This is a genomic window from Bartonella sp. AP30XZML, assembly GCF_042195945.1.
GTDB lineage: Bacteria > Pseudomonadota > Alphaproteobacteria > Rhizobiales > Rhizobiaceae > Bartonella.
The window spans coordinates 98575-125010 of the sequence record NZ_JBHIPJ010000019.1 but is presented as its reverse complement, the minus strand read 5'-3'; the positions used below and the strand labels follow the sequence as shown (position 1 = coordinate 125010).

Genomic DNA, 26436 nt, shown 5'->3' with positions numbered 1-26436 from the left:
TTGAATTATGCTATTGAGGATGTTCGCAAGGAAGCAAGACAAGCTGCTGCTATTGGTCTAGCGGTGTCCAACTTACGTTACTATGATATACCAGGATCTTTAAGTGTTTCATTTGGGAGTGGTTTATGGCGCAGTCAATCTGCATTTGCTATTGGTGCTGGTTATACATCTGAAGATGGAAATATTCGCTCGAATGTATCTGTGACAAGTGCTGGAGGTCATTGGGGAATAGGCGCTGGAATTACTCTGAGGTTGAGATGATAATAGAAAAAATAGCTGTTATTGTAAAAACGAGAAGTATGTTAGTAAAGGTTCTGTTTGCTCTTGCCTTAATAGGCAAGAGCGAAAGCTTTGCCAACGAGAACAATAATATTTATACAGTGCATCCACCGCGCTTATCGATACCTAAGGGAGAACCTGGCGAAACACGTCGAATTATTATGCAGTTTTATGATTGGACTTTGATTTGTGACGAAAAACAAAAGCTGAAACATAAGCAAGGTATATGTAATGTGACACAGACGGTTCATGATCAAGAAGGAAATACCATTTTTAGTTGGTCTCTTGTTTCTACGACAAGTGGTCAAGCAGTGATGCTTTTTCGAACATTGCCAAATTCTGATATAAATGTTCCGATTCAAATGTTTGTAAAAGATGTCAAAAAACCTGTTCTTATTCATTATACGCAATGTAATGAAACGGTTTGTTTGGCACAATCACCTGTAGGTCCGGTTTTGACTAGACAAATAGAGCAGAACAATAAGGTACGTATTTCCTATAAAATTAAAGAAGGAAAGGTATTTTCTTTTACTGTACCATTTAAAGGGTTAAATGCGGCACTTAATTCTTTACGTCCTTAGAATCCATCGAGTCTTTTTAATAAGATTCATTTTTTCATAAATCGTTGTATTATATTTTTGAGTGTAAATTATAAGGTCAAATAAGTAATAATTTTTATATAATATGATATCGAGGTGACTTATTGGAAAGAGTGAGAGTTTTATGAATGTAAAGATACAATAGGTTCTTTATATGTAATAGAAAATCAAGTTAGTATTTTCCATAAAGCTTAAAGAGTTATTTCGTTATTTATTAAAAGTAAAAAAGATTAGAAATACTCGATTTATTCCTTACAATAATGAGTAGACTAAATTCTTTTTTTAAGCTTCAAATGGATTTTTAAAGCGGTCTGATTATGCATTAATATTTTTCAGATAAATTTATAATTCTAGAGATTTTTTTGAACGATAGTTTTTATTGGTATTCACAAAATAACAGCTATTGTAATTGCAGTTTGTGGTACTACAGAACTTTTATTTCAGCATAATCAAAGCCATTTCATTGCATATAACAAACGAGGCTCGTGTGTGGATAACGAGATTAAAAAAATTTTTCTTATAAACCGTACTAATGTATAGGTTGTTGTAACCTTAAGAGTCAGTAAATAGTATGATAGTGTAGGTTTGTTACAATAGAGGTGTGCTCCGTGTAAATGGTATAAAGAAAAGAGCATAATTTATAAAAATTGATGTGAACGTAAACGATTAATTTATAGTTTTAAGTTCATAAAGAGAAACATGATTTTACGGAAACAACCGAAAGATTATATAAAAATCTGAATGATGCTAGTGTAGAAAATTTTAATGATAGGAAAAGAAAGAGTGATTTCTTGTATTTATCATTTGATGCTGCATTATTGCTTTATTTAGAAATGAGCAGAAGAGTTTTCGCGTTTATTTATTGGGGGAAACGCTCAAGGGATAAGGGAAATGACCCCGTTAAATTATGGTTCAAAAGAATTGAAACGAGGAGAAATATACGATACCAAAGCAGATCAGTTGTATGATCAGTGCGGTAGTAATACAAATAATCATTCTGCATTGTCACGAACAGAGGCATACTCTATCCTTATTGATATAAAGAGACAACAGAGAAAAAAACATTATGAACAGAAACAGATTTTTGTTCAATCTGAGGCAGCTTTTGAGTTTCATAGTCAGATAATGATAGGTGCTCAAAAAACAAAAAAACTCAAAGCACCTTTTCTTCGACGGTTCCATCCAGTAAAATCTCCACCTCTTTATGCGGCACTTGATCTCGGAACAAATAATTGTCGTCTTCTTATCGCATCTCCCAGTAAACCTGGATATTTTCGTGTTGTTGATGCTTTTTCTCGTATTGTACGATTGGGAGAAGGTTTAATAAATAACGGTTTTCTTAATACACAAGCTATGGATCGTGCGATTGAAGCATTAAAGATTTGTCATTTAAAGCTAAAACAAAGGCATATTAAGCGTTATCGCTTGATTGCAACGGAAGCTTGTCGTTCTGCAGAAAATGGTAGACATTTTATTCAGCGTGTTTTGGAGGAGACAGGTCTTGAATTGGAAATTGTTGATCAGCAAACAGAAGCGCGTTTTGCTGTTACAGGGTGTAGTACACTTGTTGAACCAAATACTGACGCAATTGTGCTTTTTGATATTGGAGGAGGATCATCAGAAATTGTGCTACTTGATGTTTCTCAAAAGCGTTCTTTTCGTTTAGCTCGACAAATTATCGCTTGGACTTCTCTTCCTGTTGGTGTTGTTACGCTTGCTGAACGTTTTGGAGGGAATGATATTAGCTTAGACGATTTTGAAAAAATGAAAAGTTATGTGCGAGGGTTATTAAATAATTTTTCAGATCGTCATAAATTAGGAGAGTTAGCACAAGGTTCGAAGTTTCATCTTTTGGGAACCTCCGGTACGGTTACAACTTTAGCAGGAATGTATCTTAATTTAGAGCGTTATGATAGGAAAAAAGTGGATGGCATTTGGATGAATGATGCAGACATTACACTTATGACACAACGCCTATTATCATGGGATATAGAAAAACGTGTCATAAGTCCTTTTATTGGACGCGAGAGAGCAGATTTAGTTTTAGCTGGTTGTGCAATTTTAGATGTTATTCGGGAAGTTTGGCCAAGTCAGCGTTTAAGAGTTGCTGATCGTGGATTAAGGGAAGGAATTTTGATAGAGCTGATGTTACGCGATGGAGTATGGTGTCGTCATAGAAAGAGCAGAGATTTCAAGCGTTAGAGAATTAAATATGGAGACAATGAATAACGATGAAAAAAATAACAAAAACACCGAGAGGTGGCTATGGAGGCTCAGGGTCACATGAATTATATCAGCGCGTAAAAAAGAAAGCAGGAACCATTAAAGCTTCATCACGACGATGGTTAGAGAGGCATCTGAATGATCCTTATGTCCATCAATCAAAAGTAGATGGTTATCGTTCGCGTGCGGCTTATAAACTCATTGAAATTAATGAGCGCTATAGGTTTTTGAAAAAAGGTCAAAAGGTTATTGATCTAGGAGCAGCACCTGGGGGGTGGTGTCAGGTGGCTGAGCGTATAGTAGGGTCAAGTGATGAAGATCCTAGCGTTGTTGGTATTGATTATTTACATGTTGATCCATTACCTAGAGTTGCCATGTTGGAAATGGATTTTTTGCATACAGATGCACAGCAGAAATTAATTGAAACTTTAGGGACAAAACCGGATGTGGTTCTTTCTGATATGGCAGCGCCAACAACAGGTCATCGTCAGACGGATCATTTAAGAACGATTTATTTATGTGAAGTTGCGGCTGATTTTGCTCTTTCGGTTCTCAAGCCTGGGGGATATTTTTTAGTAAAGGCTTTTCAAGGGGGAGCAGAAAACACTCTTCTTGCAAGATTAAAACAGCATTTTAAAAAAGTCTACCATGTTAAACCACCCGCAAGCCGATCAGAATCAGTAGAGCTTTATCTTCTAGCGCTTGAATTTAAGGGAAAAAATACAAGAATAGCACCTTCTTTTAAGAAGACTTAACTTTACTTAACCTATTTAAATGTGATGATTTTTTTCTCAAAGAGTTATCAGCGATAGCGACAGTTTTTCTGTTATCAATGATGAAAAACTGGTAAAATTAATGTATTGCCTATAGAGGTAGAGAGATTGATTCCTCAGTGAGTGTTTCCAATGAAATTTCTTGATCAAGCTAAAGTTTATATTCGTTCTGGTAATGGAGGTTCTGGAGCAGTATCATTTCGCCGTGAAAAATTCATAGAATTTGGGGGGACTGATGGAGGGAATGGAGGACGGGGTGGTGATGTCTGGGCTCTTGTTGTTGATGGGCTTAACACGCTGATTGATTATCGCTACCAACAGCATTTTAAAGCAAAAACAGGGGGACATGGCAAGGGGCGTAATATGACGGGTGAGAAGGGTGATGATGTCATCCTTAAAGTTCCGGTTGGGACGCAAATTTTTGAAGAAGATAATACAACGTTAATATGTGATTTAACGGAAGTGGGACAGCGCTATCGCCTTGCAAAAGGAGGGAATGGCGGTTTTGGCAATCTTCACTTTACAACATCGACAAATCGGGCACCGCGTCGTGCAAATCCAGGTTTGGCTGGAGAAGAGCGTGCAATATGGCTTCGTTTGAAGTTAATTGCTGATGCGGGGCTTGTTGGTTTACCAAATGCCGGAAAATCAACTTTTTTAGCTTCTGTAACGGCGGCAAAGCCAAAAGTTGCAGATTATCCTTTTACTACTCTACATCCTCATCTTGGTGTTGTACGAATTGATGGTCGTGAATTTGTTTTGGCTGATATTCCGGGGTTAATCGAAGGAGCCCATGAAGGGGTGGGAATTGGAGACCGTTTTTTAGGACATGTGGAACGTTGTCGTGTCCTCCTTCATTTGATTTCTGCTCAAGAAGAAGATGTTGCAAAAGCATATCAAATTGTGCGTCATGAACTTGAGGCATATGGAAATAATCTAAGTGATAAAACTGAAATTATTGCTTTAAGCCAGATAGATACGCTAACGATTGAAGAGCGTAAAACGAAACAGGAAGCTTTGCAAAGAGCTGCGGACCAACCTGTTATGATGTTTTCTGCCGTTAGCCGCGAAGGTTTAGAAAATGTGCTGCGTGCTGGTGCACATATTATTGAAATGTCACGCAAAGAGGAGATTAGTGGGGATAGCAAGGTTGATTGAGATGGCTGTTGGATCGCAAAAACTTACACACTATAAACGTATTGTGGTCAAGATTGGATCTGCCCTTTTGGTTGATCCTCAGGCAGGTTTACGGGTTGAATGGCTTAAAAGCTTGATTAGTGATGTTGTTGAATTGCACAAAAAAGGTGTAGAGATATTGTTGGTGTCTTCAGGTGCTATTGCTTTAGGAAGGACATTGCTACAGCTTCCTAAGGGGGCTTTGAAATTGGAAGAAAGCCAGGCATGTGCTGCTTTGGGGCAAATTGAGTTAGCTAAAACCTATGGTGATGCGCTTGCTCAACATGGGCTCAAAACAGGCCAAATTTTGCTCACTTTATTTGATACGGAAGAGCGAAGGCGTTATCTCAATGCACGTGCAACGATTAATGTACTTTTACGTTTTAGAGCAGTACCTGTTATTAATGAGAATGATACTGTTGCGACAAATGAAATTCGTTATGGTGATAATGATCGTTTAGCTGCACGTGTGGCAACAATGATGGGGGCAGATCTTTTAATACTTTTATCTGATATTGATGGTCTTTATACAAAGTCTCCCCATAGTGATCCTACGGCTGAATTTATACCTTTTGTTGCATCCATTACGCATGATATCGAAGAAATGGCAGATGTTGCTGCTTCAGAGTTTTCACGGGGAGGAATGAAGACTAAGCTTGAAGCCGGAAAAATAGCTAATGCTGCTGGAACGGCAATGATTATCACCTCAGGCAAGCGTATGAATCCCCTTGCTGCAATTGACAAAGGTGAACGCAAGAGTTTTTTTGCGGCAAGTAAGAAATCTGTCAATGCTTGGAAAACATGGATTTCTGGTCATTTAGATCCATCTGGTGTTTTGACGATTGATCAAGGAGCCATTAGGGCTCTTGAAACAGGAAAATCGTTATTAGCAGCAGGGGTTATTGGCGTTGAGGGAAATTTCCAGCGTGGGGATACGGTTGCAATTGTTGGTACAGATGGGGTTGAGATTGCGCGTGGACTTGTAAGCTATGACAAAGATGAGGCTGTACGCATTATAGGACATAAAAGTGAAGAAATTGAAGCTATTCTTGGGTATGAGGCGCGCTCTGCTATGGTGCATCGTAATGATATGATTGTACGTTGCTTGATCAATTCTGTTTAAAAAAGTTACTTTTGTTTTTATTGTTTTCGCAGAGTGGATAATACGATGACTTTAGAAGAACAAATGAAAGATATGGGACAAAAAGCACGCTATGCCGCTGCAGCGTTGGCCGTTGCTTCTTCTGAGCAAAAGAATAATGCATTAGAAATGATCGCTTTAAGTCTAGAGGCTCAGTCAGATAAAATTTTACGGGCGAATTGTCAAGATTTAGAGAATGCTGCTCAGAATAATTTGAAAGCTGCAATGATTGATCGGCTAAAATTAGATGACTTGCGTTTACGTGCAATGATAGACAGTGTTCGTCAAGTTGCTCGTTTATCTGATCCTGTTGGACAGGTTATGAGTGCGTGGAAACGTCCAAATGGGCTTCATATAAGTCGTGTACGAACACCTCTTGGTGTGATTGGCATTATTTATGAAAGTCGTCCCAATGTTACAGTTGATGCGAGTTCTTTGTGCTTAAAAGCAGGTAATGCTGCGATTTTGCGCGGTGGTTCGGATAGTTTTCATTCTTCTCATGCTCTTCATTTAGCTTTGGTACAAGGTTTAGAGCGCTCTGGTTTATCCAAAGATGCTATCCAAATGGTTGGAACGACAGATCGTGCTGCCGTTGGGGAAATGCTCAAAGGATTGGATGGAGCGATTGATGTGATCGTACCACGTGGTGGAAAGAGCCTTGTTGCCCGCGTTCAGTCTGATGCACGTGTTCCAATTTTTGCTCATTTGGAGGGACTTTGTCATATTTATATTGATAAATCGGCAGATTTAGATATGGCACGCAATATTGTTTTAAATGCAAAGCTGCGGCGAACAGGGATATGCGGTGCTGTTGAGACAGTTCTCATTGACAGCCAAGCATTAAAAAAGTTTCTTCCTGTTTTAACTGCTTTACAGGAGAAGGGATGTGAAATTCGCGCCACAGAAGATATTGTTTTTCTTATACCAGATGTCAAATTAGCTTCTGAAGAAGATTGGTCGCATGAATATCTTGATGCTATTCTTTCTGTTAAAACAGTTGAGGGTGTTGAGGGAGCCATTGCTCATATCAAGCGTTATTCATCAGGACATACGGAATCGATTATTGCTGAGGATTTGGAAGTGGTGAAGAATTTTTTTAATCATTTAGATTCAGCTATTTTGCTGCACAATGCATCTACACAATTTGCTGATGGAGGTGAATTTGGTTTTGGAATGGAAATTGGTATCGCAACAGGAAAAATGCATGCACGTGGTCCCATAGGTGTTGAACAGCTAACATCATTTCAATATCACGTTAAAGGAAATGGTCAGGTTAGAGCTTGAGAACATTATTTTTTCCATGGAAAAATTGTATGCCACATGTTGAAAGATCTAATGTTGTGGGTCTTTTTGGTGGTTCCTTTAATCCACCGCATGCGGGGCATCTTCTTGTTGCAAAAATTGCCATTCGGCGTTTGCATCTTGATCAGTTATGGTGGATGATCACTCCAGGAAATCCTTTAAAGGATTGTACACAGTTGCTCTCTTTAGAGGAGAGAATGCAATTAAGTTTTAAACTTATTGACCATCCAAAAATTCGCTTAACAGGTTTTGAACAGGCTATAGGGAGCAAAGTATCAGTAGATACGATTTTTCATATTCTTACCCATTACAGTGGCGTAAATTTTGTATGGATTATGGGGGCAGATAGTTTTGCGACGATACATCATTGGTATCGATGGCATGATATCGTCTCTATGCTTCCTATTGCGATTATTGATCGTCCTTTAGGAAATCGGTCAGCACTTTCTTCTCCTATGGCACATATTTATCGCCGTTTTCGTTTGGATGAGAGAGAAAGTAAGCGATTACCTTTTATCAAGCCACCAGTTTGGACTTATTTGCATGGACCTTTATCTTTTCAGTCTTCAACAAACCTTCGTTTGAAGAAGAATGATTTTTCTTGAACATTTCATAAGATTCTGCTTCTCTTTAGAGAAGTCTCTTTTTTAGATTCCACAACGATAAGAAAGGATATTGATCTGAAAAACGTTGCACACAAACACTCTTACAATATTATGCCTTCAAAAGAAAAAAAAGTTTTTTCTGTGAGTGAGAGTCTTGAAGTTATTCTCAAGAGTTTAGAAGATACAAAAGCAGAAGATATTGTTGCTATTGATATTCGAGGGAAGTCATCTTTGGCTGATTATATAGTCATAGCTTCAGCAAATTCGCAGCGTCATGTATCGTCTGTTGCTGATCATTTATTACATACTTGGAAAGATAGTGGGCAGGGGCTTGCGCGTGTAGAAGGGCTTGCTGGAGGTGACTGGGTATTGATTGATACAGGTGATATTATCATTCATCTTTTTCGTCCAGAAATTCGTCTTTTTTATAATTTAGAAAAAATATGGATGACGCCGGATTTAAACGATACGGCTTTGCTTCTCTTCGGAGATCATTAAAATGCAAATTTCTGTTTTTGCGGTTGGTCGTATGAAAAGTGGGGCGGAGCAAAAATTAGTTCAGCATTATTTGGATCGTTTTTCTAAAATTTCTGGAGATGTAGGCTTGCATTTAAAAAAGTTACAAGAGATACCAGAAAGTCGTGCTCAAACAGTTTGTCAACGTATGGAGGAAGAGGGGAGAAAACTTATTGAATTTTTACCTGAAAAATGTCGATTAATTGTGTTAGATGAGCGTGGAGAATCGATTTCTTCAACTTCTTTTTCTGAAAAATTGAGGTGTTATCGTGATGAGGGCATTCGAGATGTCGTCATCGCTTTGGGAGGACCTGATGGGCATAATGAACAAATAAGGAAGCGTGCTGATTTTCTTTTATCTTTTGGTTTGATGACGTGGCCACATCAAATTGCACGTATTCTTCTTACAGAACAACTTTACCGCGCTGTAACAATTGAAAATAATCATCCGTATCATCGTTTTTAATATTTTTGTTCAATTTTTAGCACTTATTTATATGTTTATTAATATTGTTTTAGCTGACACCATTTAAAGCATCTCTAATGTATACGATGAGGTGTCATGGTTTTTGCAAATGAAAAAGCTTCTTCATAGAAAGATGCTATATTTATATGAGGAGTGCGTCATATTTGTCATTCTGCTCTTGAGTATGTTTTTTTGCTTTTCTGTATCGCATGCGGAAGAAATGAGGAGTACGGAAGTACATAAAGAATTGGGAGAAATTCGCCAAAATATTTCACTTTCGCGTGAGCGTGTTACTTTTCTTATGCATCAAGTTGAGCATTTAAAAAAAGATCAACGTGTTTTGAGTGATGCACTCATAAAGGCGGCTAAAGAAGAACGTATAGTAGCAGATGATATTGCTAAAAGGGAAGAAAAGCTTAAAAAAATGATAGAAAAGCGGGTACAAGTCTATCAAAGTTTAAAAAATCGTCGTGCTGAATTTGCGGAAGTTCTTGCAATTTTGGAACGTATGGGATTGAATCCGCCTCCTGCTCTTATGATACAGCCAGAAGACGCGTTGGCTTCTATACGTAGTTCTGTTTTATTAGGTACTGTTATTCCTCAGATGCAAGAGAAAACACGAGATTTAAAAGGGGAACTCAAGGAGTTGACCAATTTGAGTAATTCCATTACTACGGAATATACGGCATTAAAGACAAAACTGCAAAATCAAGCAGAGCAGCGAAAACGTCTAGAGCTTTTATTAGACCAAAAAAACAAACTACAAAAAAAATCAGAAAAAGAACTTACAGAACAGCAACAAAAAAATATTGCTCTTGCTAAAAAAGCGCAGTCTTTGGAAGAATTGATTTTAGAGCTCGATCGTCAGTCAAAACTTAGCTCTGATGCATCAGTACAGGTACGGAAAAGTTTACAATTGTTAGAACAGTCCAATTTTGAAAGCCGAAAAGGTTCTTTACTTTTTCCTGTTTCAGGAAAAAGAATACATCACTCTAACAAAAGTTCGCAGATTACGCGCTTTGGTGAAACGATAGAAACAGAGTCAGGAGCTGTTGTTATTTCACCTGTGGATGCTTTTGTTGCTTTTGCTGGGCCATTTCGTTCTTACGGACATTTAATCATTCTCAATGTTGGAAATGGTTATCATATCATTTTTACTGGAATGTCGAGAATTAATGTAAAACAGGGGCAGTTTGTTCTTTCAGGTGAGCCTCTGGGTATAATGGAGATGCAATTTATTTCAAACAGTGTTGCATTGGATATAGGAAAAACTTCTCCAATGCTTTACATTGAGTTTAGAAAGCAGGGAAAACCTGTAAATCCAACTCCTTGGTGGCAGACTGAAAAAATAAGAAGGAGCCAAAATGATTCGTAAAGTTATTCTTTTGGTCGCTGGGGTATTGCTCGGCGCCTGTTCAATGATTATGGTGCAGTCTGTTGCTGCGAATAATGAAGATAATGCATATAAAAAGCTAGCTATATTTGGCGATGTTTTTGAGCGTGTGCGTATGCAATACGTTACAGTTCCAGATGATAAAAAGCTTATTGAAAATGCTATCAATGGCATGCTCACATCACTGGACCCTCATTCATCTTATTTGAATGCTGAAGAAGCCAAGGATATGCGGGATTCTACGAAAGGAGAGTTCGGAGGTCTTGGTATTGAGGTCACTATGGAAAAAAACTTAATTAAAGTTGTTTCACCAATGGATGATACTCCCGCTTCAAAAGCAGGTATTCTAGCAGGAGACCTTATTTCAAAAATTGATGATGTACAAACGAATGGTCAAACATTGAATGAAGCTGTTAATAAGATGCGAGGTGCTCCTGGAACACCAATTACCTTAACAATTATTCGTTCTGGCGTTGATAAGCCATTTGAAGTGAAGATTGTTCGTGATATTATCAAAGTAAAAGCGGTGAAATATCGGGTTGAGGGTGATATTGGATATTTAAGAGTTATCCAGTTTTCTGAACAGACATTAAATAATCTTCTAGCGGCAATTAAAGATATCCAATCTAAAATTCCTGAAGATAAGCTAAAAGGTTACGTCCTTGATTTGCGGCTTAATCCGGGTGGGCTTTTAGATCAAGCTGTTAATGTTTCGAGTGCTTTTCTCAATAAAGGTGAAATTGTGTCGACTCGTGGGCGCAAAAAGAGTGATGTGACAAGATTTGATGCGAAGCCAGGTGATGTCATCAATGGAAAACCGCTCATTGTTCTTATTAATGGTGGTTCAGCAAGTGCTTCTGAAATTGTTGCGGGTGCATTGCAAGATCATCGTCGTGCAACAATTTTAGGGACGCAGTCTTTTGGTAAAGGATCTGTTCAAACAATTATTCCTTTGGGTGAAAATGGGGCTTTACGCTTAACAACAGCACTTTATTACACGCCATCAGGCACTTCTATTCAAGGAACAGGGATTACGCCTGATATTATTGTAGAGCAACCACTTCCTGAAAAATATAAAGGTTATGATGTAAAAGTTGGTGAGTCTGCATTAAAAGGACATATCAAAGGAAAACGAGAAAGTAATAAAGGATCTGGTTCAGCTGCTTTTGTTCCCAAAGACCCTAAAGATGATATTCAATTGAATGAGGCCTATAAACTGTTACGAGGTGAAATGGCAAATGCAGCATTTCCACCAGATCCCAATAAGGATGTGTTAAAGTGAGAATTGATATCTATAGCTTGCGATTTTGAGGAATATTAAATGGATGCAGATATTAATTTGAAGATTCTTCCATATCGCAAATGTGTTGGGATTGTTGTCTTTAATCATGAGGGGAAAGTGTGGGTTGGGCGTCGTTTAATGATGCCCATTCATGCAGATGCAGATATTGACATATCTCATCGTTGGCAGCTTCCTCAAGGAGGGATTGATGAAGATGAAAAACCATTAGATGCGGCATATCGTGAACTTTATGAAGAAACGGGTATTCGATCTGTAAAGTTGATTAAAGAAGCACAAAATTGGTTCCATTATGATTTTCCACAAGAACTTATTGGGTGCACATTAACAAATAAATATCGTGGGCAAATACAAAAATGGTTTGCTTTCCAGTTTACAGGAAAGCTTTCTGAAATTGCGATTAATCCGCCACCAGATGGCAATAAAGCAGAATTCGATCAATGGAAATGGATTGATCTAGAAACCCTTCCGTTGATTGCTGTTTCTTTTAAAAAGCACGTTTATACGAAAATTGTCAGCGAATTTCGAGGTAGCCTTAGACCATTATAAAAGCTATATGATTATGAGAAAGCTTTTTTTATTAAGATGCTTTATATTATAATAAATAATAAACATGTTTATCTTTTATGTAAAGAACAGGAATATAAAATGAAAAAGTTATTTAATTTACTTATAGTTTTTACTCTCTTGAGTATTTCATCTGTTGCATTTGCAACAAGTTCAAAGCCTCCTGCATCAAAAGATGCGGCAGCGACATTGCCAAATGGAGCTTCTTCTTTGACTGAAACCTACGGTTTGTGGACTATTAACTGTGGTATACAAGAAGGGAAAAGAATTTGTTTTATGCACCGTCAAGAAGTGAATGAGCAGGGGCGTGTTGTTGTGGCTATGGGACTTACTCTCGATGCTGAGGGTGTTGTATCTGGTAATTTAACAGTTCCTTTTGGCATTTTGGTTTCTAAGCCTGTTCGTTTACAAGTTGATGAGGGAAAAGCTGTTATCGAAACCGGTATCCGGACTTGTGTACCAGCAGGTTGTGTAGTTCCTGTCGTTTTTGACAAAAATCACGTAGCAGCTTTACGTTCTGGAAAAAAGTTAAAGTTGGCGATGACAATTGCTGCTGCAGGTGAACCAGCTTTGAATGATCTATTTGTTCAGCTAGATGGTTTTAGCAGTGCTCTTAATCGTTTGACTGCTTTGCAGAAATAATTTTAAAACTAAAAGCGGACTTTAAAAGGCCGCTTTTAGTTTGTTTGTTTTTTATAATTAATAATTAAAACGATGAGATTTAAGATTAATCCTATTAAGGAATATTCAGATTTTTTGCTGTTTCTTCTATTTTATGTGCTATTTTTAATTTTGATATTTGTTTTCTAACTGCATCGTCATTAAATAGAGAGATGAAGAATTTAGATGTCTGGTTTTTATTCAAGAAAAAAGAGTATTGAAATATAAAACCATTTTTTGATACACAGACCTGCTTTAATGAAGGTTTTCTATACGCTCTTCTGTTTCCTTGATTGAAAGGGATGACGCATGATTTATGCATTGCTTCGAACGATTGATTTGATTTTTGAGATTTATATTGATATTTTAATCGCTAGTGTCATTTTTTCTTGGCTTTATGTCTTTAATATCATAAATTCGCGCAATCGCTTTGTTGTTTTGATAGGAAGCTTTCTATATCGTCTTACAAATCCCATTCTAAGCCGTATCCGGCAAATTTTACCAAATTTTGGAACAATTGATATTTCACCTATTATAGTTTTTATTATTATTTATTTTATTCGTACTTTCATGTGGCGCGTTTACGCAAACATGTATTTATAGAAATATTACTTGAGGCGAATACATGTTTTATCAAGTTGATGAAAATAACTTGATTTTGTTTGTATATCTCATTCCTAAATCATCCGTTGACAAAATAATAGGGGTTGAATGTAGGGATGGTGAAAAACAATATCTGGTTATACGCCTTCGGGCTGTTCCTGAAGATGGAAAAGCGAATAAAGCTCTCATTAAATTTCTTGCGAAGCAGTGGAAAATCCCATCTTCTTCTATTTCTCTGAAAAGCGGCGCAATATCTCGCTACAAACAACTTTACTTTTCAACACATTTAGAAGAGCTAAAGCAGATATGGCAATCCTTTAGAGATTACATCTCGTAGAAAAAATAAATAACAAAGCCTATTTTTTTATAGGCTTTATTTTATTAAAATCGTTATACTTTTTTATTGCGCTCAACAGCTTGCTTAATTAATTCATGAGCAAAGTTTTTATCACGCCATCCTTCAATTTTAGCCCATTTTCCAGGTTCCAGATCTTTGTAATGCTTGAAGAAATGTTCAATTTGTTTGAGTGTAATCTCGGGCAGATCTGTATAGTCATGAATATTGATATAGCGTTTTGTTAATTTTGTAGTGGGAATGGCAATAATTTTTTCATCTTTACCACCATCATCTTCCATCATTAGAGCTCCGATGGGGCGAACATTGATAACACAACCAGGCATAAGTGGACGGGTATTACAGATAAGAACATCAATAGGATCACCATCATCTGAAAGCGTATGAGGGACAAAACCGTAATTTCCAGGATAAACCATTGATGTATGAAGAAAACGGTCAACAAATAATGCACCCGACTTTTTATCCATCTCATATTTTATTGGTTGACCACCAAGGGAGACTTCCACAATAACGTTAATATCTTCTGGTGGATTTTTACCTACGGGTATTTCCTTAATATTCATAGAGACATCCTTTCTGGAATATAGTGAGGCTCAATACAATTAAATATTTTACCAAAGAGATTATGAAATTAACTTGAAATTGATGCACGTGCTTTTTCAAAACGTTTACGTTCATTAGGATCAAGATAGAGTTTGCGGAGACGAATATTTTTAGGGGTTACTTCCACAAGTTCATCATCTTGTATCCACGATAAGGCGCGTTCTAACGTCATTTTAATGGGAGGCGTTAGCTTTACGGCTTCATCTTTTCCGGAAGCGCGCATATTGGTGAGTTTTTTCCCTTTTAACACATTAACTTCTAAGTCATTATCTCGTGAGTGGATGCCAATAATCATACCTTGATAGACTTTCACACCCGCATCGATGATCATAGGTCCACGATCTTCAAGATTAAAAAGAGCATAAGCGACAGATTCACCGTTGTCATTTGAAATCATAACACCATTAACACGACCAGCAATGTCTCCTTTATAAGGTTCATAAGCATGGAAAAGGCGATTCATAATTGCTGTACCACGTGTGTCCGTTAAAAGTTCAGATTGATAACCAATGAGTCCTCGGGTTGGTGCATAAAAGACAAGGCGGACACGATTACCTCCAGAAGGACGTAATTCCACCATTTCGCCTTTACGTTCAGACATTTTTTGTACAACAGTACCGGAATATTCTTCATCAACATCGATAACAACTTCTTCGATTGGCTCAAGAGTTATTCCATTTTCATCTTTTTGCATAACAACACGTGGACGTGAAACACTAAGCTCAAATCCTTCACGGCGCATATTTTCAATGAGAACTGCAAGCTGTAATTCTCCTCGTCCTGAAACGTAGAAAGAATCTTTATCGGCTGATTCTTCAATTTTAAGAGCGATATTGCCTTCTGCTTCTTTTAACAATCGGTCACGAATGACACGACTTGTTACTTTATCGCCTTCAGTTCCAGCAAGGGGACTATCGTTGACGAGAAAACTCATAGTAACAGTAGGAGGATCAATTGGTTGGGCAGTAAGGGGGTCATTGACAGTAGGGTCACAGAAAGTATCAGCAACGGTACCTTTTTGTAGACCTGCAATCGCAACAATATCACCAGCACTTCCTTCTTCAATAGGTTGCCGTTCTAAGCCACGAAATGCTAAAATTTTTGAAATACGCCCAGTTTCTAAAAGTTTTCCATCTTGTCCAAGAACCTTGACATTTTGATTGGGTTTCAAAGAGCCAGAATGAATCCGTCCTGTAATAATTCGTCCCAAAAACGGATCCGCTTCAAGAATAGTTCCAATCATGCGAAACGGTCCTTCTGCTACACTAGGAGAAGGGACATGCTGCGTCACAAGATCAAATAAAGGACCTAATCCCTGATCTTTTGGTCCTTCAGGGGCTTCAGCCATCCATCCATCGCGTCCAGATCCATAAAGAATAGGAAAATCAAGCTGTTCATCGGTTGCATCAAGAGCAGCGAAAAGGTCAAAAACCTCATTAATGACTTCATCAACGCGTGCATCCGGTCGGTCAATTTTATTAATAGCAACAATAGGGCGCAATCCCACTTTCAATGCTTTGCCAACGACAAATTTTGTTTGTGGCATTGGTCCTTCAGCAGCATCAACAAGTACAATGGCTCCATCAACCATATTGAGGATGCGTTCAACTTCTCCACCAAAGTCGGCGTGTCCTGGTGTATCAACAATATTAATTCGAGTATCTTTCCAAACAACAGATGTCACTTTCGCTAGGATTGTAATTCCGCGTTCTTTCTCAATATCATTTGAATCCATCATACGTTCGCTTGTACGCTGATTATCACGGAAGTTTCCTGATTGCTTGAGAAGCCCGTCTACAAGCGTTGTTTTCCCATGGTCAACGTGGGCAATGATGGCAATGTTACGCAATTGCATAAATTTTCTTCTTTTCGTTTAATGAAATTTCATTTGAGGCAAAGTCTTTACATTCTTTGCCTGACTATTAGAAAACCTTTTACATGTTTTTTTATAATTTTGGAAGATGGAGGCAATATTTTTATGGCAAAACTATTTATCCAAGTCTTTAAGGCTCTATTGAGCTTCAATTTCTGAAGCTTCGTAAAAGTTTTTTATAGTACGTATGTTCTATTCTCGAGTTAAGAATTATCCCAAAAATCACAGTCAATTTGATTTTTATCAATATGACACAAGAAATTTATATGAATTCTTGTAAGAGTAAGTAAGTATAAAGCTAGCGGTATTGTTGTTGTTGTTTTGCAAAGAGATTGATAAAAATCCGGAATATCTCTCAATCCATAGCCAATTTATTGACAACTTTACAACATTTTTATTCTAAATAAAGCTTTGTCTTATTCCATAACTTGTCAATCAAAATCAGATCTAATGCAATCGTGTATTTGAGGTAGATATTGAGACGATTAAGAATTTTATAAGAAGTTCTAGCTTTTGTATGCCAGATTAGGGCAAGAGTTATATCTGTTTGATTTATTTATGAACCCGTCATACAGTCTTATTTAGAAAGAATATGAAGGCATCCAAAGAAAATTCCCATCTTTGCTGTTAATCCAATTTATGATTTCAAAAGCATCTAAAGTAATATCTTTTAAACCATGGAGATAGTGCATTGCCTTACACTTTTGTTAATTGCACTCTCTAATAGGAGTATGCTTTTTATGCCAAACAGAACACTTTAAACAGAATATACTTTTTGTTGCATATTCATGTACTTAAGAGAGATTGCTTAACGTACACTACATCCATTCCATGATAGGGCTCATAAATGATATAACATACGCGAATAGTATACTATTAACGCCTTTGTGAAGAAATATAAAGCCTGTTGAGTATCATCATTATTATTCTTTCTCAGCTGTCAATATTGCGCCAGTTTTTGATACGAGAGAGAGAGGATATAAGAAGTATTTTATTTTTTCTTGAATAGTTTTTAGCCATACACCGATCTCGTTTGTGACTGGCAAGAAGATGACTTTAATCGATTTAATATGAGAAGCTTTATGATGAGGTAAAATTACGTTATTCGGAGCTGTTATTCAAAAAAATAATAAATTATCTATAGAGCGGTGCGCTAGAAAATAAATAATAAAGCTTATTCTCTTATGGAAAGAATCTTAGGTTACATGACAAGATTTTTCCATAAGTAAGAGTTTTTACTTTACATGTTTAAAGAAGAGTTCCTGACAAAATGAGAGAAGCTACAGAAAAGTAGATTATAATGCCCATGACATCTACTAAAGTTGCCACAAAAGGAGCAGAAGCACTTGCTGGATCAAATTTTAAACCTTTAAGAATAAAAGGCAACATAGATCCAGAAAGAGAACCAAAGGTAACGATTCCAACTAAAGCTGTACCCACTGTTGTCGAAATAGCAATCCAATGTTGGCCATAGTCGTAGATACCCAGTTTTTGCCAAAGAGCAATGCGCGTAACACCAATAATTCCTAGTAAGAGACCAAGGGATAGTCCTGTTGGAATTTCACGAATGATCACTTTCCACCAGTCTTTCAACGTGAGTTCACGTAAAGCCAATGCACGGATAATAAGGGATGTAGCCTGTGAGCCGGAATTTCCTCCTGAGCTCATAATGAGAGGTATGAACAGTGTAAGAATAATCGCTTTTTCGAGTTCTGTTTCGAAATGTTGCATAGCGCTTGCTGTCAGCATTTCACCGATAAAGAGTAAAGCGAGCCATCCGCCACGTTTTTTCATCATTTCAGGAAACTTAATTTGCATATAGGGCTTATTAAGCGCTTCCATACCCCCAAATTTATAGGCATCTTCATTCATCTCATCGACCATAGTATCAAGCACGTCATCAACGGTTACAATACCAATGACATGGTTACTTTCATCAACTACAGGCACAGAGAGAAGATCATGGCGCTGGAAAAGGCGTGCGATATCTTCATGATGTGTGAAGGGTGATATTGTAATGGGCGAGTCATGGGTAGGGACATTAAGAATTTGTTCATCAGGTGAGGCAAGAATAAGGTTACGCAGGGAAACAGCTTTGAGAAGAGTACCTGTTTTGGGATCAATTACATAGCTGGTATAAACTGTTTCACGTGTTCGCTCGACCTCACGAATGTGATCCAAAGTTTTTTGTATGGTCCAGTTTGAAGGAACGGCTATAAACTCTGTTGTCATCAGTGCTCCTGCTGTATGATCAGGATAACTGGTGAGTTTTTTAAGTTCAGCGCGCGTTAAGGAGTTAAGCAAGGCATAAAGTCGTGTGCGGGTTTCTTTATCCATTTCTTGAAAGACGTCTGCAGCAGCATCAGCAGACATGCCATCAAGAATTTCAACAGCACGATTTATAGGGAGAAGTTCTAGGATGGCAGAAGGTTGCTCAAGCTCTGGTTTATCAAAAAGTTCGATAACATAATCAAGAGGCAGAAGACTAAGAATAGTTACACGTTCCATGATATCGAGGTCATTGATGATATCAATAGAGTCTGCAAAATGCTGGTTCTTTAAGTTTTCAGCGAGAGCTTCAGGAGAAAAATTTTTGAAGTCGAAGTCCGTTTTGATTTCAGTCATGATAAAGTACCTCCTGAAGAGTTGGAGAGTTGTAAATCTAGATAATAGATGAGATAAAAACAAAAGTTTATGGAAGATTTAAAAAACTCCCCAGCTATATTCCCAATTGTTAATATTTGAAGTAAAGTCAAGGGTAAATTATAAGTTATAAACAAGTTTCTGAATCACTAAAACGAGAATACAGCTTAATTTGAGGATAATATAAAAACGTAAATGTAAAAATCAGTTCTGATTTTACCATCATTTCTTTAATGCAGTTTGCGATTTTCAAAAGAATCTACAGCAATATTTTATAAAGAGTGGAGATTATGCTTTTCTCCAAGTGTTTTTGTTAATATGCAATTCTATTGTGATGTGCGAGCGAATAATCTTTATTGCTTCAATATAATATGGTTTGAAATGGAAGAGCTTTACGATTTTAAGGTTTTTTATTCAATAGTGTTTTGAAAGGTAGTTTTGAAACTCACGAAATAGTTTTAGTATGTTATCAATTTGTGTCGTAAAGATAATTGTTACAGTTTAAATTTATAATGGAGACATAAAGTATTATGACAAAAGCAGCAGTGCTGGACTGGAAGGGATTTTCAGGTCTTCCTGATTTTTCTTCTATAAGTGATGAAGATTTTAAACCCGCTTTTGAACAGGCACTTCAAGAAGCAGAAGAAGAACTAGAGGCAATTGCGATGGTGCAAGAACCACCAACGCTTGAGAATTTTTTGCAGCCTTTTGAGCTTTGCGGCAAAGCGCTTGATCGTGTCTGTTCAATATTTTTCTTACGCACCAGTGCTCATACGAATGTATTAATTCAACAGCTAGAGCAAGAGTTCGTTGTAAAACTTTCTTGTTATTCTTCAAAAATGATGATGGATGCGCGGATATTTGCGAAAATAGATGTGCTTTATAAACAGTCGCAGCTGGGCACATTTGAGAGTGAAACAACACGTGTTCTTGAATTATGGTGGAAAAAGTTTGTTTGTCATGGGGCAAAACTCGATGAAAAAGCTAAGAAACGGCTTTTGGAAATTAATGAAAGACTTGCTTTTTTAAATGCTACTTTTGGACAAAATGTCTTAAATGATGAAGCTGAATGGATTCTGTTTTTAAAACAAACAGACTTATCTGGTTTACCACAAGATCTCATTGCTTCAATGAAGGAAATTGCGTGTGAAAGAGGCAATGAAGAAGCGTATGCATTAACACTAGCACGTTCGATTGTTGAACCTTTTTTAAAATTCTCTGATCGTCGTGATTTGCGTGAGGTTGCATTCCAAGCTTGGGCTAAACGTGGTGAAAATAATAACAAGAATGATAATAAAACAATTATTGTAGAGATTGTTGCGCTTCGAGATGAGCAGGCTAAATTATTGGGATATAAATCTTTCGCGGATTTGAAGCTCGATAATACTATGGCTAAAAGTGTTGATTCCGTTATGGATTTGCTTATGCCTGTATGGAAGCGCGCAAGAGCGAAAGCTTCTACTGAGCAAATTGACTTACAAAATTTTGCCAACAATCAGGGCAGCAATGAATCTTTAGCTGCTTGGGATTGGCGTTATTATGCTGAAAAGCTTCGTACTGAAAAACTTTCTTTCGATAGCGCTGAGATTAAATATTATTTTCAGCTTGATCTTATGATTAAAGCGGCTTTTGGGGTAGCCGAAAAACTCTTTAGCATTACATTTGAAGAAAAAAACGCTGTTACACTTTGGCATCCTGATGCACGTTTGTGGGAAGTAAAAAAGTCTGATGGAAGTCTACTTGGGCATTTTATTGGTGATTATTTTGCGCGTTCTTCAAAACGCTCCGGTGCGTGGATGAGTAGTTTGCAATCACAACATAAATTGGATGGCGGACAAAAGCCTATTATCTACAATGTTTGTAATTTTGCTAAACCACCTAAAGGGGAAGTTGCTCTTTTATCACTTGATGATGCACGTACGCTTTTCCACGAATTTGGACATGCATTGCATGGTTTGCTTTCTGATGTCACATGGCCATCTGTGTCGGGAACATCTGTTTCACGTGATTTTGTTGAGCTACCTTCTCAACTTTACGAACATTGGTTAACAGTACCAGAGATATTAAAATCTTATGCTATACATACAAAAACAGGCCATCCTATGCCACAAGAGTTGATAGATAAAGTCTTAGTAGCACAGACATTTAATGCAGGATTTTCTGCCGTTGAATTTATCTCATCAGCTTTAGTGGATATGGCTTTTCATCAAGGCGAAACAGTCACGGATCCAACAGTGTTTGAACGCCAAGAATTAGAAAAGCTGCAAATGCCTGATACAATTATTATGCGTCATCGTCCCCCACATTTTATGCACGTGTTTGCGGGGGATGGTTATGCATCTGGTTACTATTCTTATATGTGGTCGGAAGTCCTTGATACTGATGCTTTTCAAGCTTTTGAAGAAACGGGAGATGTTTTTAATTCAGAGCTTGCTGTTAAGTTGAAACGTTTTATTTACTCCGCTGGAGGAAGTCGTGATCCAGAGGAGCTTTATAAAGCTTTTCGGGGACGAATGCCTTTCCCAGAGGCAATGATTAACAAACGTGGACTATAAGATATAACGGTATGGTTAACACCATGCCGTTTTCATATTATTCGAAAGGTGCAGTTGTGATTTATGCAAATTTTCTCTTCATTATAGCTCTGTAAACAGAGTTTTTTATCTTATTCGCTTTTTGTTTATAGAGGAAAATAGATTTTGTATTTTAAATAGACATTATGGGAAAGAAAAATTATCAGCTCGATCTTTTTGATGCCCATTTGGTGGAAACCATGATTTTTTTATAAAACTTGACTTTCGTTTGCCTAAAAGGTGAGTGTTTTTTTGTACCATATCATCGAGGTTCATTGGAGGCTGACGCATAATTTTACTCCGCTCTTGATTCTCTGATTCTTGTATAAGTTTTTGAATAGCTTTATCGGTTGAGTATGAATTTTCATGAGAAAAGGCGTAAAAATTTAAAATATTTTTCAATGGTTTTTCTAAATAAGAGGCAAGTTTTTTTTTTCCTTCAGGGGTGAAATGCATGCCATTATTGGTGCGTAATTTGGTTGTTTTTCCATTAATATCATAGCTTGAAAAAGAAAAATTTCCTTCTTCATCACTAAAGCCGCTCCAGATATCGAGAAAATACCCTCCTGCTGTTTCTGTTTCTTGTTTATAGAGCGCATTAAAAATTTTCATTTTTTGTGTCAAAAGGTCATTTCCAAAAGAAGGCTGACCTATCCATATCCATGATTTTCCAGAGGCGTGAAGACTTTCAGTAATTTCGATAATTCTTCGTTTGTAGATGCGCATCCATTCTGACTGATCTGTGTTAATCATATTATGAGAATCTGTGATGGGTTGATTATCATTTGCACCGATCATCATGATAATAACATCGGGGCTATTTTGGTCAATGAGTTTAGAAATATTGCTTTGCCAAGAATAATAATCCGTTCGAACTAAGCCGGAAGCTGGTATTGTGTTGTTCATGATAACGATATCGCTATTATTTATAAAAAACTTTTTAAGTGCATCGGCAACAGCAGAGGCTGCAAAATCCCCTACAACAAGAATGCGTTTTGCATTCTCATTTTTTAGCTTTTGTATGTTTTTTTGTGTTACGATCTTTTTTTGCGGCTTGTCTATTTTTTGTTCTATAATTTGCGGTGGCTGCTGTGTCTGTTTGTTTTGTTGTGATAACCATTTGAAGAAGTTCGTTGCTTTACTTGGGGATGGCTGTAAGATCCCCACAATAGAAAGTGAAAAAAGCAATAATGTCAAGTATATCAGGCGAAAAGAAGACAAAACCTTAGTCTCCATTATTGTTTGCGAAGGAGCAAAAGCACTTGAGATGATGGATATCCATTTGCTTTTAGACCGTGACGCAGTTGAAAAGCTTTAATTGCTTTGCGAGAAGCTGTTCCAATTTTTCCATCGACATTCCCTTTATAATAGCCCAGTGCACTTAAGCGAGATTGTAGTTCTTTACATTCTTGGAAAGTGAGAGGTTGAAAAGGTCTTTGCCAATCGTTCACCAATCCAGGATGTCCAGCAATGCGATCAGCAAGAAGGACAACAGCAAACGCATAACGATCTGCATTATTATAATGTTTCAGAACAAAGAAATTTTTTGTGACTAAAAATATAGGTCCTTTTGCTCCATCTGGATATTTTAATATTGCTTGTTCAGCTAATGTAGGAAGAGGATGCCCATTTGCGTGTTTTACACCTAATTTTTTCCATTGTTCAAAGGAATACCAGCCTTCAGGAAGGTTTTTCCCCTGCGGCACTTTTACCTCTACTCCCCAAATAAGATTAGGTTGCCAGCCATTTTTGTGGAGAAGGTTAGCTGCAGTAGCCAGAGCATCTGGAACAGAGTTCCAGATATCACGCCGTCCATCTTGGTCCATATCAACTGCATAGGTGAGATAACTGCTTGGAATAAATTGTGTATGCCCCAATGCACCGGCCCAAGATCCTGTGAGTTGAGAGCGTTTAATTTCGCCACTTTGTAGAATTTTCATAGCAGCAATCAGCTGTGTATATGCATATTTTGCACGTTTTTTATCAGCATAGGCTAAAGTTGCAAGAGAGCGAATGGTATCACGCATTACACTTTTATTGGCTAAAACCTTCCCATAGTTGCTTTCCATTGACCAAATAGCAAGCAGAATATTGCGGTCAACACCAAAACGTTTTTCAATTTGAAGAAGCCATTTGTTCCATTTTTGAGTTTGGCGCCGTCCTTCCTCAATTGCAATATCATGGACACGATTATCGAAATAGTTCCAGGAAGGAGCAACAAATTCCGGTTGGTATGCGGCGCTTTTTAGAACTTCAGGATCAATGGCATTAACACCTTGAAACGTCATATGAAACGTAGAAGGGGTAATATTGTGAGCAATAGCTACTTTTTTAAATTCTTTAATCCAGTGTTTAAATCCGCTATCAGCATATGAAAGGGATATAAAAAACATAAAAAAAGCAGAAAAAATAACGGCAGAGACAGTGAAAAGAGTTCTCCAAGCTATTGACTTCTCTAAAAAAGAGAAAGTCTTCAATTCTGTTTTTTGCATTTTGAAATCCCCATTAATATTCAATTTATTAGATGTGCAATAACTTTATTTTGTATCTAGTTTAATCGATAATATGATCAAGAAGAGGAAAAAACTGAAATAAATAATTCGTTTTAATCCTTTCAATAAATTCTCAGACTCTTTTTACATTTTTGATTGCCCATTATAATGATAATCAAAACAATAAGATATCTTTTTTACCATTTCGTAAAAACATATGATAAATAAAACAAAAAAGTTATATGAATTCATTGAGGAGGGTGAGTGTGCGTAAAATCCGGAAAGCAGTATTCCCAGTAGCAGGTCTTGGTACGCGTTTCCTTCCTGCGACAAAAACGATTCCTAAAGAAATGTTAACAGTTGTTGATAAACCTGTTATTCAATATGTTGTGGATGAGGCGAGGGAAGCTGGTATTGAGCATTTTATTTTTGTGACTGGACGTAACAAAGCAGTCATTGAGGATTATTTTGATGCGCAAGTTGAATTATACACGACACTTGCTGAATGTGGAAAGAAAGAAGATCTTGCACACTTATACCGTTTACAGCCATTACCAGGGTCAACTTCTTTCACTCGGCAACAGCAACCTTTGGGATTAGGGCATGCTCTTTGGTGTGCGCGTGAATTAGTTGCAGGGGAACCTTTTGCTTTATTATTACCCGATATGTTGATACAGACGAAAAAGGGCTGTCTTTCTGAAATGATGAGCCTTTATGAAAAGGTGGGTGGGGGAAATATTATAGCAGTTCAGGAATGCGATCCTAGAGAAACACATAAATATGGTATTGTTGGGAAAGGCAAACAGATTGCAAATGGTTTTGAAATCACAAAAATGGTAGAGAAACCAGTACAAGGAACGGCACCATCAAATTTGTACATCAATGGACGTTATATTTTGCAGCCAGAAATTTTTAATATTCTTTCCACTCAAGAACGGGGAACAGGAAATGAAATTCAATTAACAGATGCTATGATACGGCTTTCAAATGAGCAAGATTTTTGGGGTTTGCAAGTAAAAGGGCGCACTTTTGATTGCGGTTCTAAAGCTGGTTTTATTGAAGCCAACGTTGCATTTTCTTTGGCACGCGCTGATATGCACAGCCACGTTTCTACTTCATTGAAAAATTTACTAGAAACCATTAATGTTGAAAAGTGATATAGATCTCTCACTTAATTTTATTGATCGAATTTGATTATGACAATACCGTCTCCTCATATGGCTTTGCAAGGTGCAGTTGCATCAGCGCTTAAAACACTTGCTAGTGAAAAGCAGGGGCTTGAAGCCCTTGAAAAAGCTCTTCTGGAAAGTCTTTCTTCTTCTTTTGAAGCGGCTGTTCAAACTATTAGAAATGCTTGTGGACATGTGGTCATTACTGGTCTTGGAAAAAGTGGTCATATAGGGACAAAAATTGCAGCAACCTTAGCCTCAACTGGAACACCTGCCTTTTTTGTGCACGCTGCAGAAGCCAATCATGGTGATCTTGGTATGATTGGTTCTGATGACGTTATTCTTGCTTTATCATGGTCTGGTGAAACTCAAGAGTTAAGTGGTATTATGAGTTATGCGGCGCGTTTTCGTATTCCTCTTATTGCGATGACATCAAGTAAGCACTCTGTGTTAGGACGACAAGCTGATATTGTGCTATTATTACCAAAGATAGAAGAGGCTTGCCCCCATGGTTTAGCCCCTACAACTTCAACAATTATGCAATTGGCAATGGGAGATGCATTAGCGGTTTCTCTTTTAGAAATGCGTGGTTTTACCGCAACGGATTTCAAAATATATCATCCTGGTGGCTCTCTTGGTGCAAGCCTTAAATACGTGTGTGATATTATGCATGAGGGTGATAATATTCCTTTGGTTATGCAGGGAACAGCTATGACTGAAGCGATGAATGTTTTGGTGGAAAAACATTTTGGTTGTGTTGGTGTTGTGAATCAAGAAGGTGAACTAATCGGAATTGTAACTGATGGCGATCTTGCACGTAACATTCATTTTAATTTATCAAAATTTAATGTTGACGAGGTGATGACCAAAGCTCCTAAAGTTGTAAAGCCAAATACACTTGTTGGTGCAGCAACAGCTTTTATTAATGATCATCAGATTGGTGCATTTTTTGTGGTTGAAGATAAAAAACCGATAGGAATTGTTCATTTTCATGATCTTTTGCGCATTGGCGCTGCTTAGATTAAGCTTCCCTATCAAATAAAATGTTATAGGTTGAAATAGATTGAATGATACAAAGTTACAATTTTATTGTGAGGTGGCTTTATTGATATTTTGTGGAAG

The 26436-nt window shown here is 37.3% G+C and carries 24 protein-coding genes; 19 read left to right on the top strand and 5 right to left on the bottom strand.

From position 1 onward, the window contains the following. The 16 genes from ACFIL2_RS01055 to ACFIL2_RS00980 all read left to right on the top strand — a co-directional run. A partial coding sequence (locus tag ACFIL2_RS01055; protein ID WP_375680686.1) for a YadA-like family protein occupies positions 1–261 on the top strand: 261 nt, incomplete at its 5' end. Further along, positions 258–860, top strand: a complete 603-nt coding sequence (locus ACFIL2_RS01050) for an invasion associated locus B family protein (RefSeq protein ID WP_375633892.1) — start codon at positions 258–260, stop codon at positions 858–860. The genes ACFIL2_RS01055 and ACFIL2_RS01050, both read left to right, overlap by 4 nt. 909 nt (positions 861–1769) lie before the next feature. Next, the gene (locus tag ACFIL2_RS01045) at positions 1770–3080 is read left to right on the top strand and encodes a Ppx/GppA phosphatase family protein (RefSeq protein WP_375680685.1); all 1311 of its coding nucleotides are present in this window, start codon (positions 1770–1772) and stop codon (positions 3078–3080) included. Between the two features lie 29 nt (positions 3081–3109). Next, positions 3110–3856, top strand: coding sequence for an RlmE family RNA methyltransferase (locus ACFIL2_RS01040; protein ID WP_375634604.1), 747 nt, complete (start codon positions 3110–3112; stop codon positions 3854–3856). 150 nt (positions 3857–4006) lie between these two features. After that, positions 4007–5032: a GTPase ObgE gene (gene obgE, locus ACFIL2_RS01035; RefSeq protein ID WP_375671908.1), complete on the top strand. Its 1026-nt coding sequence runs from the start codon at positions 4007–4009 to the stop codon at positions 5030–5032. Position 5033: 1 nt separating this feature from the next. Beyond that, positions 5034–6173, top strand: coding sequence for a glutamate 5-kinase (gene proB / locus ACFIL2_RS01030; protein WP_375680687.1), 1140 nt, complete (start codon positions 5034–5036; stop codon positions 6171–6173). Between the two features lie 45 nt (positions 6174–6218). Then, positions 6219–7475: a glutamate-5-semialdehyde dehydrogenase gene (locus tag ACFIL2_RS01025; RefSeq protein ID WP_375680684.1), complete on the top strand. Its 1257-nt coding sequence runs from the start codon at positions 6219–6221 to the stop codon at positions 7473–7475. A gap of 29 nt (positions 7476–7504) precedes the next feature. Next, positions 7505–8098, top strand: coding sequence for a nicotinate-nucleotide adenylyltransferase (locus ACFIL2_RS01020; RefSeq protein ID WP_375634603.1), 594 nt, complete (start codon positions 7505–7507; stop codon positions 8096–8098). Positions 8099–8209: 111 nt separating this feature from the next. Beyond that, positions 8210–8596, top strand: coding sequence for a ribosome silencing factor (gene rsfS, locus ACFIL2_RS01015; RefSeq protein WP_375634602.1), 387 nt, complete (start codon positions 8210–8212; stop codon positions 8594–8596). A gap of 1 nt (position 8597) precedes the next feature. Next, on the top strand, positions 8598–9080 hold the full coding sequence (gene rlmH, locus ACFIL2_RS01010; protein WP_375618083.1) for a 23S rRNA (pseudouridine(1915)-N(3))-methyltransferase RlmH: 483 nt from the start codon (positions 8598–8600) through the stop codon (positions 9078–9080). A 133-nt stretch (positions 9081–9213) separates the two neighbouring features. Next, positions 9214–10455: a murein hydrolase activator EnvC family protein gene (locus ACFIL2_RS01005; RefSeq protein WP_375634022.1), complete on the top strand. Its 1242-nt coding sequence runs from the start codon at positions 9214–9216 to the stop codon at positions 10453–10455. Beyond that, the gene (locus ACFIL2_RS01000; protein ID WP_273790634.1) at positions 10445–11755 is read left to right on the top strand and encodes a S41 family peptidase; all 1311 of its coding nucleotides are present in this window, start codon (positions 10445–10447) and stop codon (positions 11753–11755) included. Before ACFIL2_RS01005 ends, ACFIL2_RS01000 begins: the two co-directional genes overlap by 11 nt. 39 nt (positions 11756–11794) lie before the next feature. Further along, positions 11795–12322, top strand: a complete 528-nt coding sequence (locus ACFIL2_RS00995; protein WP_375633905.1) for an RNA pyrophosphohydrolase — start codon at positions 11795–11797, stop codon at positions 12320–12322. Positions 12323–12421: 99 nt separating this feature from the next. Then, positions 12422–12982, top strand: a complete 561-nt coding sequence (locus ACFIL2_RS00990; RefSeq protein WP_375633907.1) for an invasion associated locus B family protein — start codon at positions 12422–12424, stop codon at positions 12980–12982. Positions 12983–13309: 327 nt separating this feature from the next. Next, positions 13310–13603 carry a YggT family protein gene (locus ACFIL2_RS00985; protein WP_375633909.1) on the top strand — a complete coding sequence of 98 codons (294 nt, stop codon included), beginning with the start codon at positions 13310–13312 and terminating at the stop codon, positions 13601–13603. Positions 13604–13625: 22 nt separating this feature from the next. Then, complete coding sequence (locus ACFIL2_RS00980; RefSeq protein WP_375618079.1) at positions 13626–13940, top strand: DUF167 domain-containing protein; 315 nt, start codon at positions 13626–13628, stop codon at positions 13938–13940. A gap of 53 nt (positions 13941–13993) precedes the next feature. Here ACFIL2_RS00980 and ppa read toward each other — a convergent pair whose 3' ends face one another. From ppa to mgtE, 3 genes are all read right to left on the bottom strand, one after another. Then, on the bottom strand, positions 13994–14524 hold the full coding sequence (ppa, locus tag ACFIL2_RS00975) for an inorganic diphosphatase (RefSeq protein WP_375633911.1): 531 nt from the start codon (positions 14522–14524) through the stop codon (positions 13994–13996). Positions 14525–14592: 68 nt separating this feature from the next. Continuing rightward, positions 14593–16419, bottom strand: a complete 1827-nt coding sequence (gene typA / locus ACFIL2_RS00970; protein ID WP_375680683.1) for a translational GTPase TypA — start codon at positions 16417–16419, stop codon at positions 14593–14595. A gap of 1266 nt (positions 16420–17685) precedes the next feature. Continuing rightward, positions 17686–19062 carry a magnesium transporter gene (mgtE, locus tag ACFIL2_RS00965; protein WP_375680682.1) on the bottom strand — a complete coding sequence of 459 codons (1377 nt, stop codon included), beginning with the start codon at positions 19060–19062 and terminating at the stop codon, positions 17686–17688. Positions 19063–19610: 548 nt separating this feature from the next. Between mgtE and ACFIL2_RS00960 the strand changes: the two genes are divergently transcribed. Continuing rightward, entirely contained in the window at positions 19611–21635 is a 2025-nt protein-coding gene (locus ACFIL2_RS00960) for a M3 family metallopeptidase (RefSeq protein WP_375680681.1), read from the top strand. Positions 21636–21797: 162 nt separating this feature from the next. Here the strand turns inward: ACFIL2_RS00960 and ACFIL2_RS00955 are convergent, their stop codons facing one another. Beyond that, on the bottom strand, positions 21798–22874 hold the full coding sequence (locus tag ACFIL2_RS00955; protein ID WP_375680680.1) for an SGNH family hydrolase: 1077 nt from the start codon (positions 22872–22874) through the stop codon (positions 21798–21800). Positions 22875–22888: 14 nt separating this feature from the next. Continuing rightward, on the bottom strand, positions 22889–24145 hold the full coding sequence (locus ACFIL2_RS00950) for a lytic murein transglycosylase (protein ID WP_375680679.1): 1257 nt from the start codon (positions 24143–24145) through the stop codon (positions 22889–22891). Positions 24146–24411: 266 nt separating this feature from the next. Between ACFIL2_RS00950 and ACFIL2_RS00945 the strand changes: the two genes are divergently transcribed. Further along, positions 24412–25302, top strand: a complete 891-nt coding sequence (locus tag ACFIL2_RS00945) for a UTP--glucose-1-phosphate uridylyltransferase (RefSeq protein WP_375680678.1) — start codon at positions 24412–24414, stop codon at positions 25300–25302. Between the two features lie 39 nt (positions 25303–25341). After that, positions 25342–26334: an SIS domain-containing protein gene (locus ACFIL2_RS00940; RefSeq protein WP_375661932.1), complete on the top strand. Its 993-nt coding sequence runs from the start codon at positions 25342–25344 to the stop codon at positions 26332–26334. Positions 26335–26436: the final 102 nt, after the last annotated feature.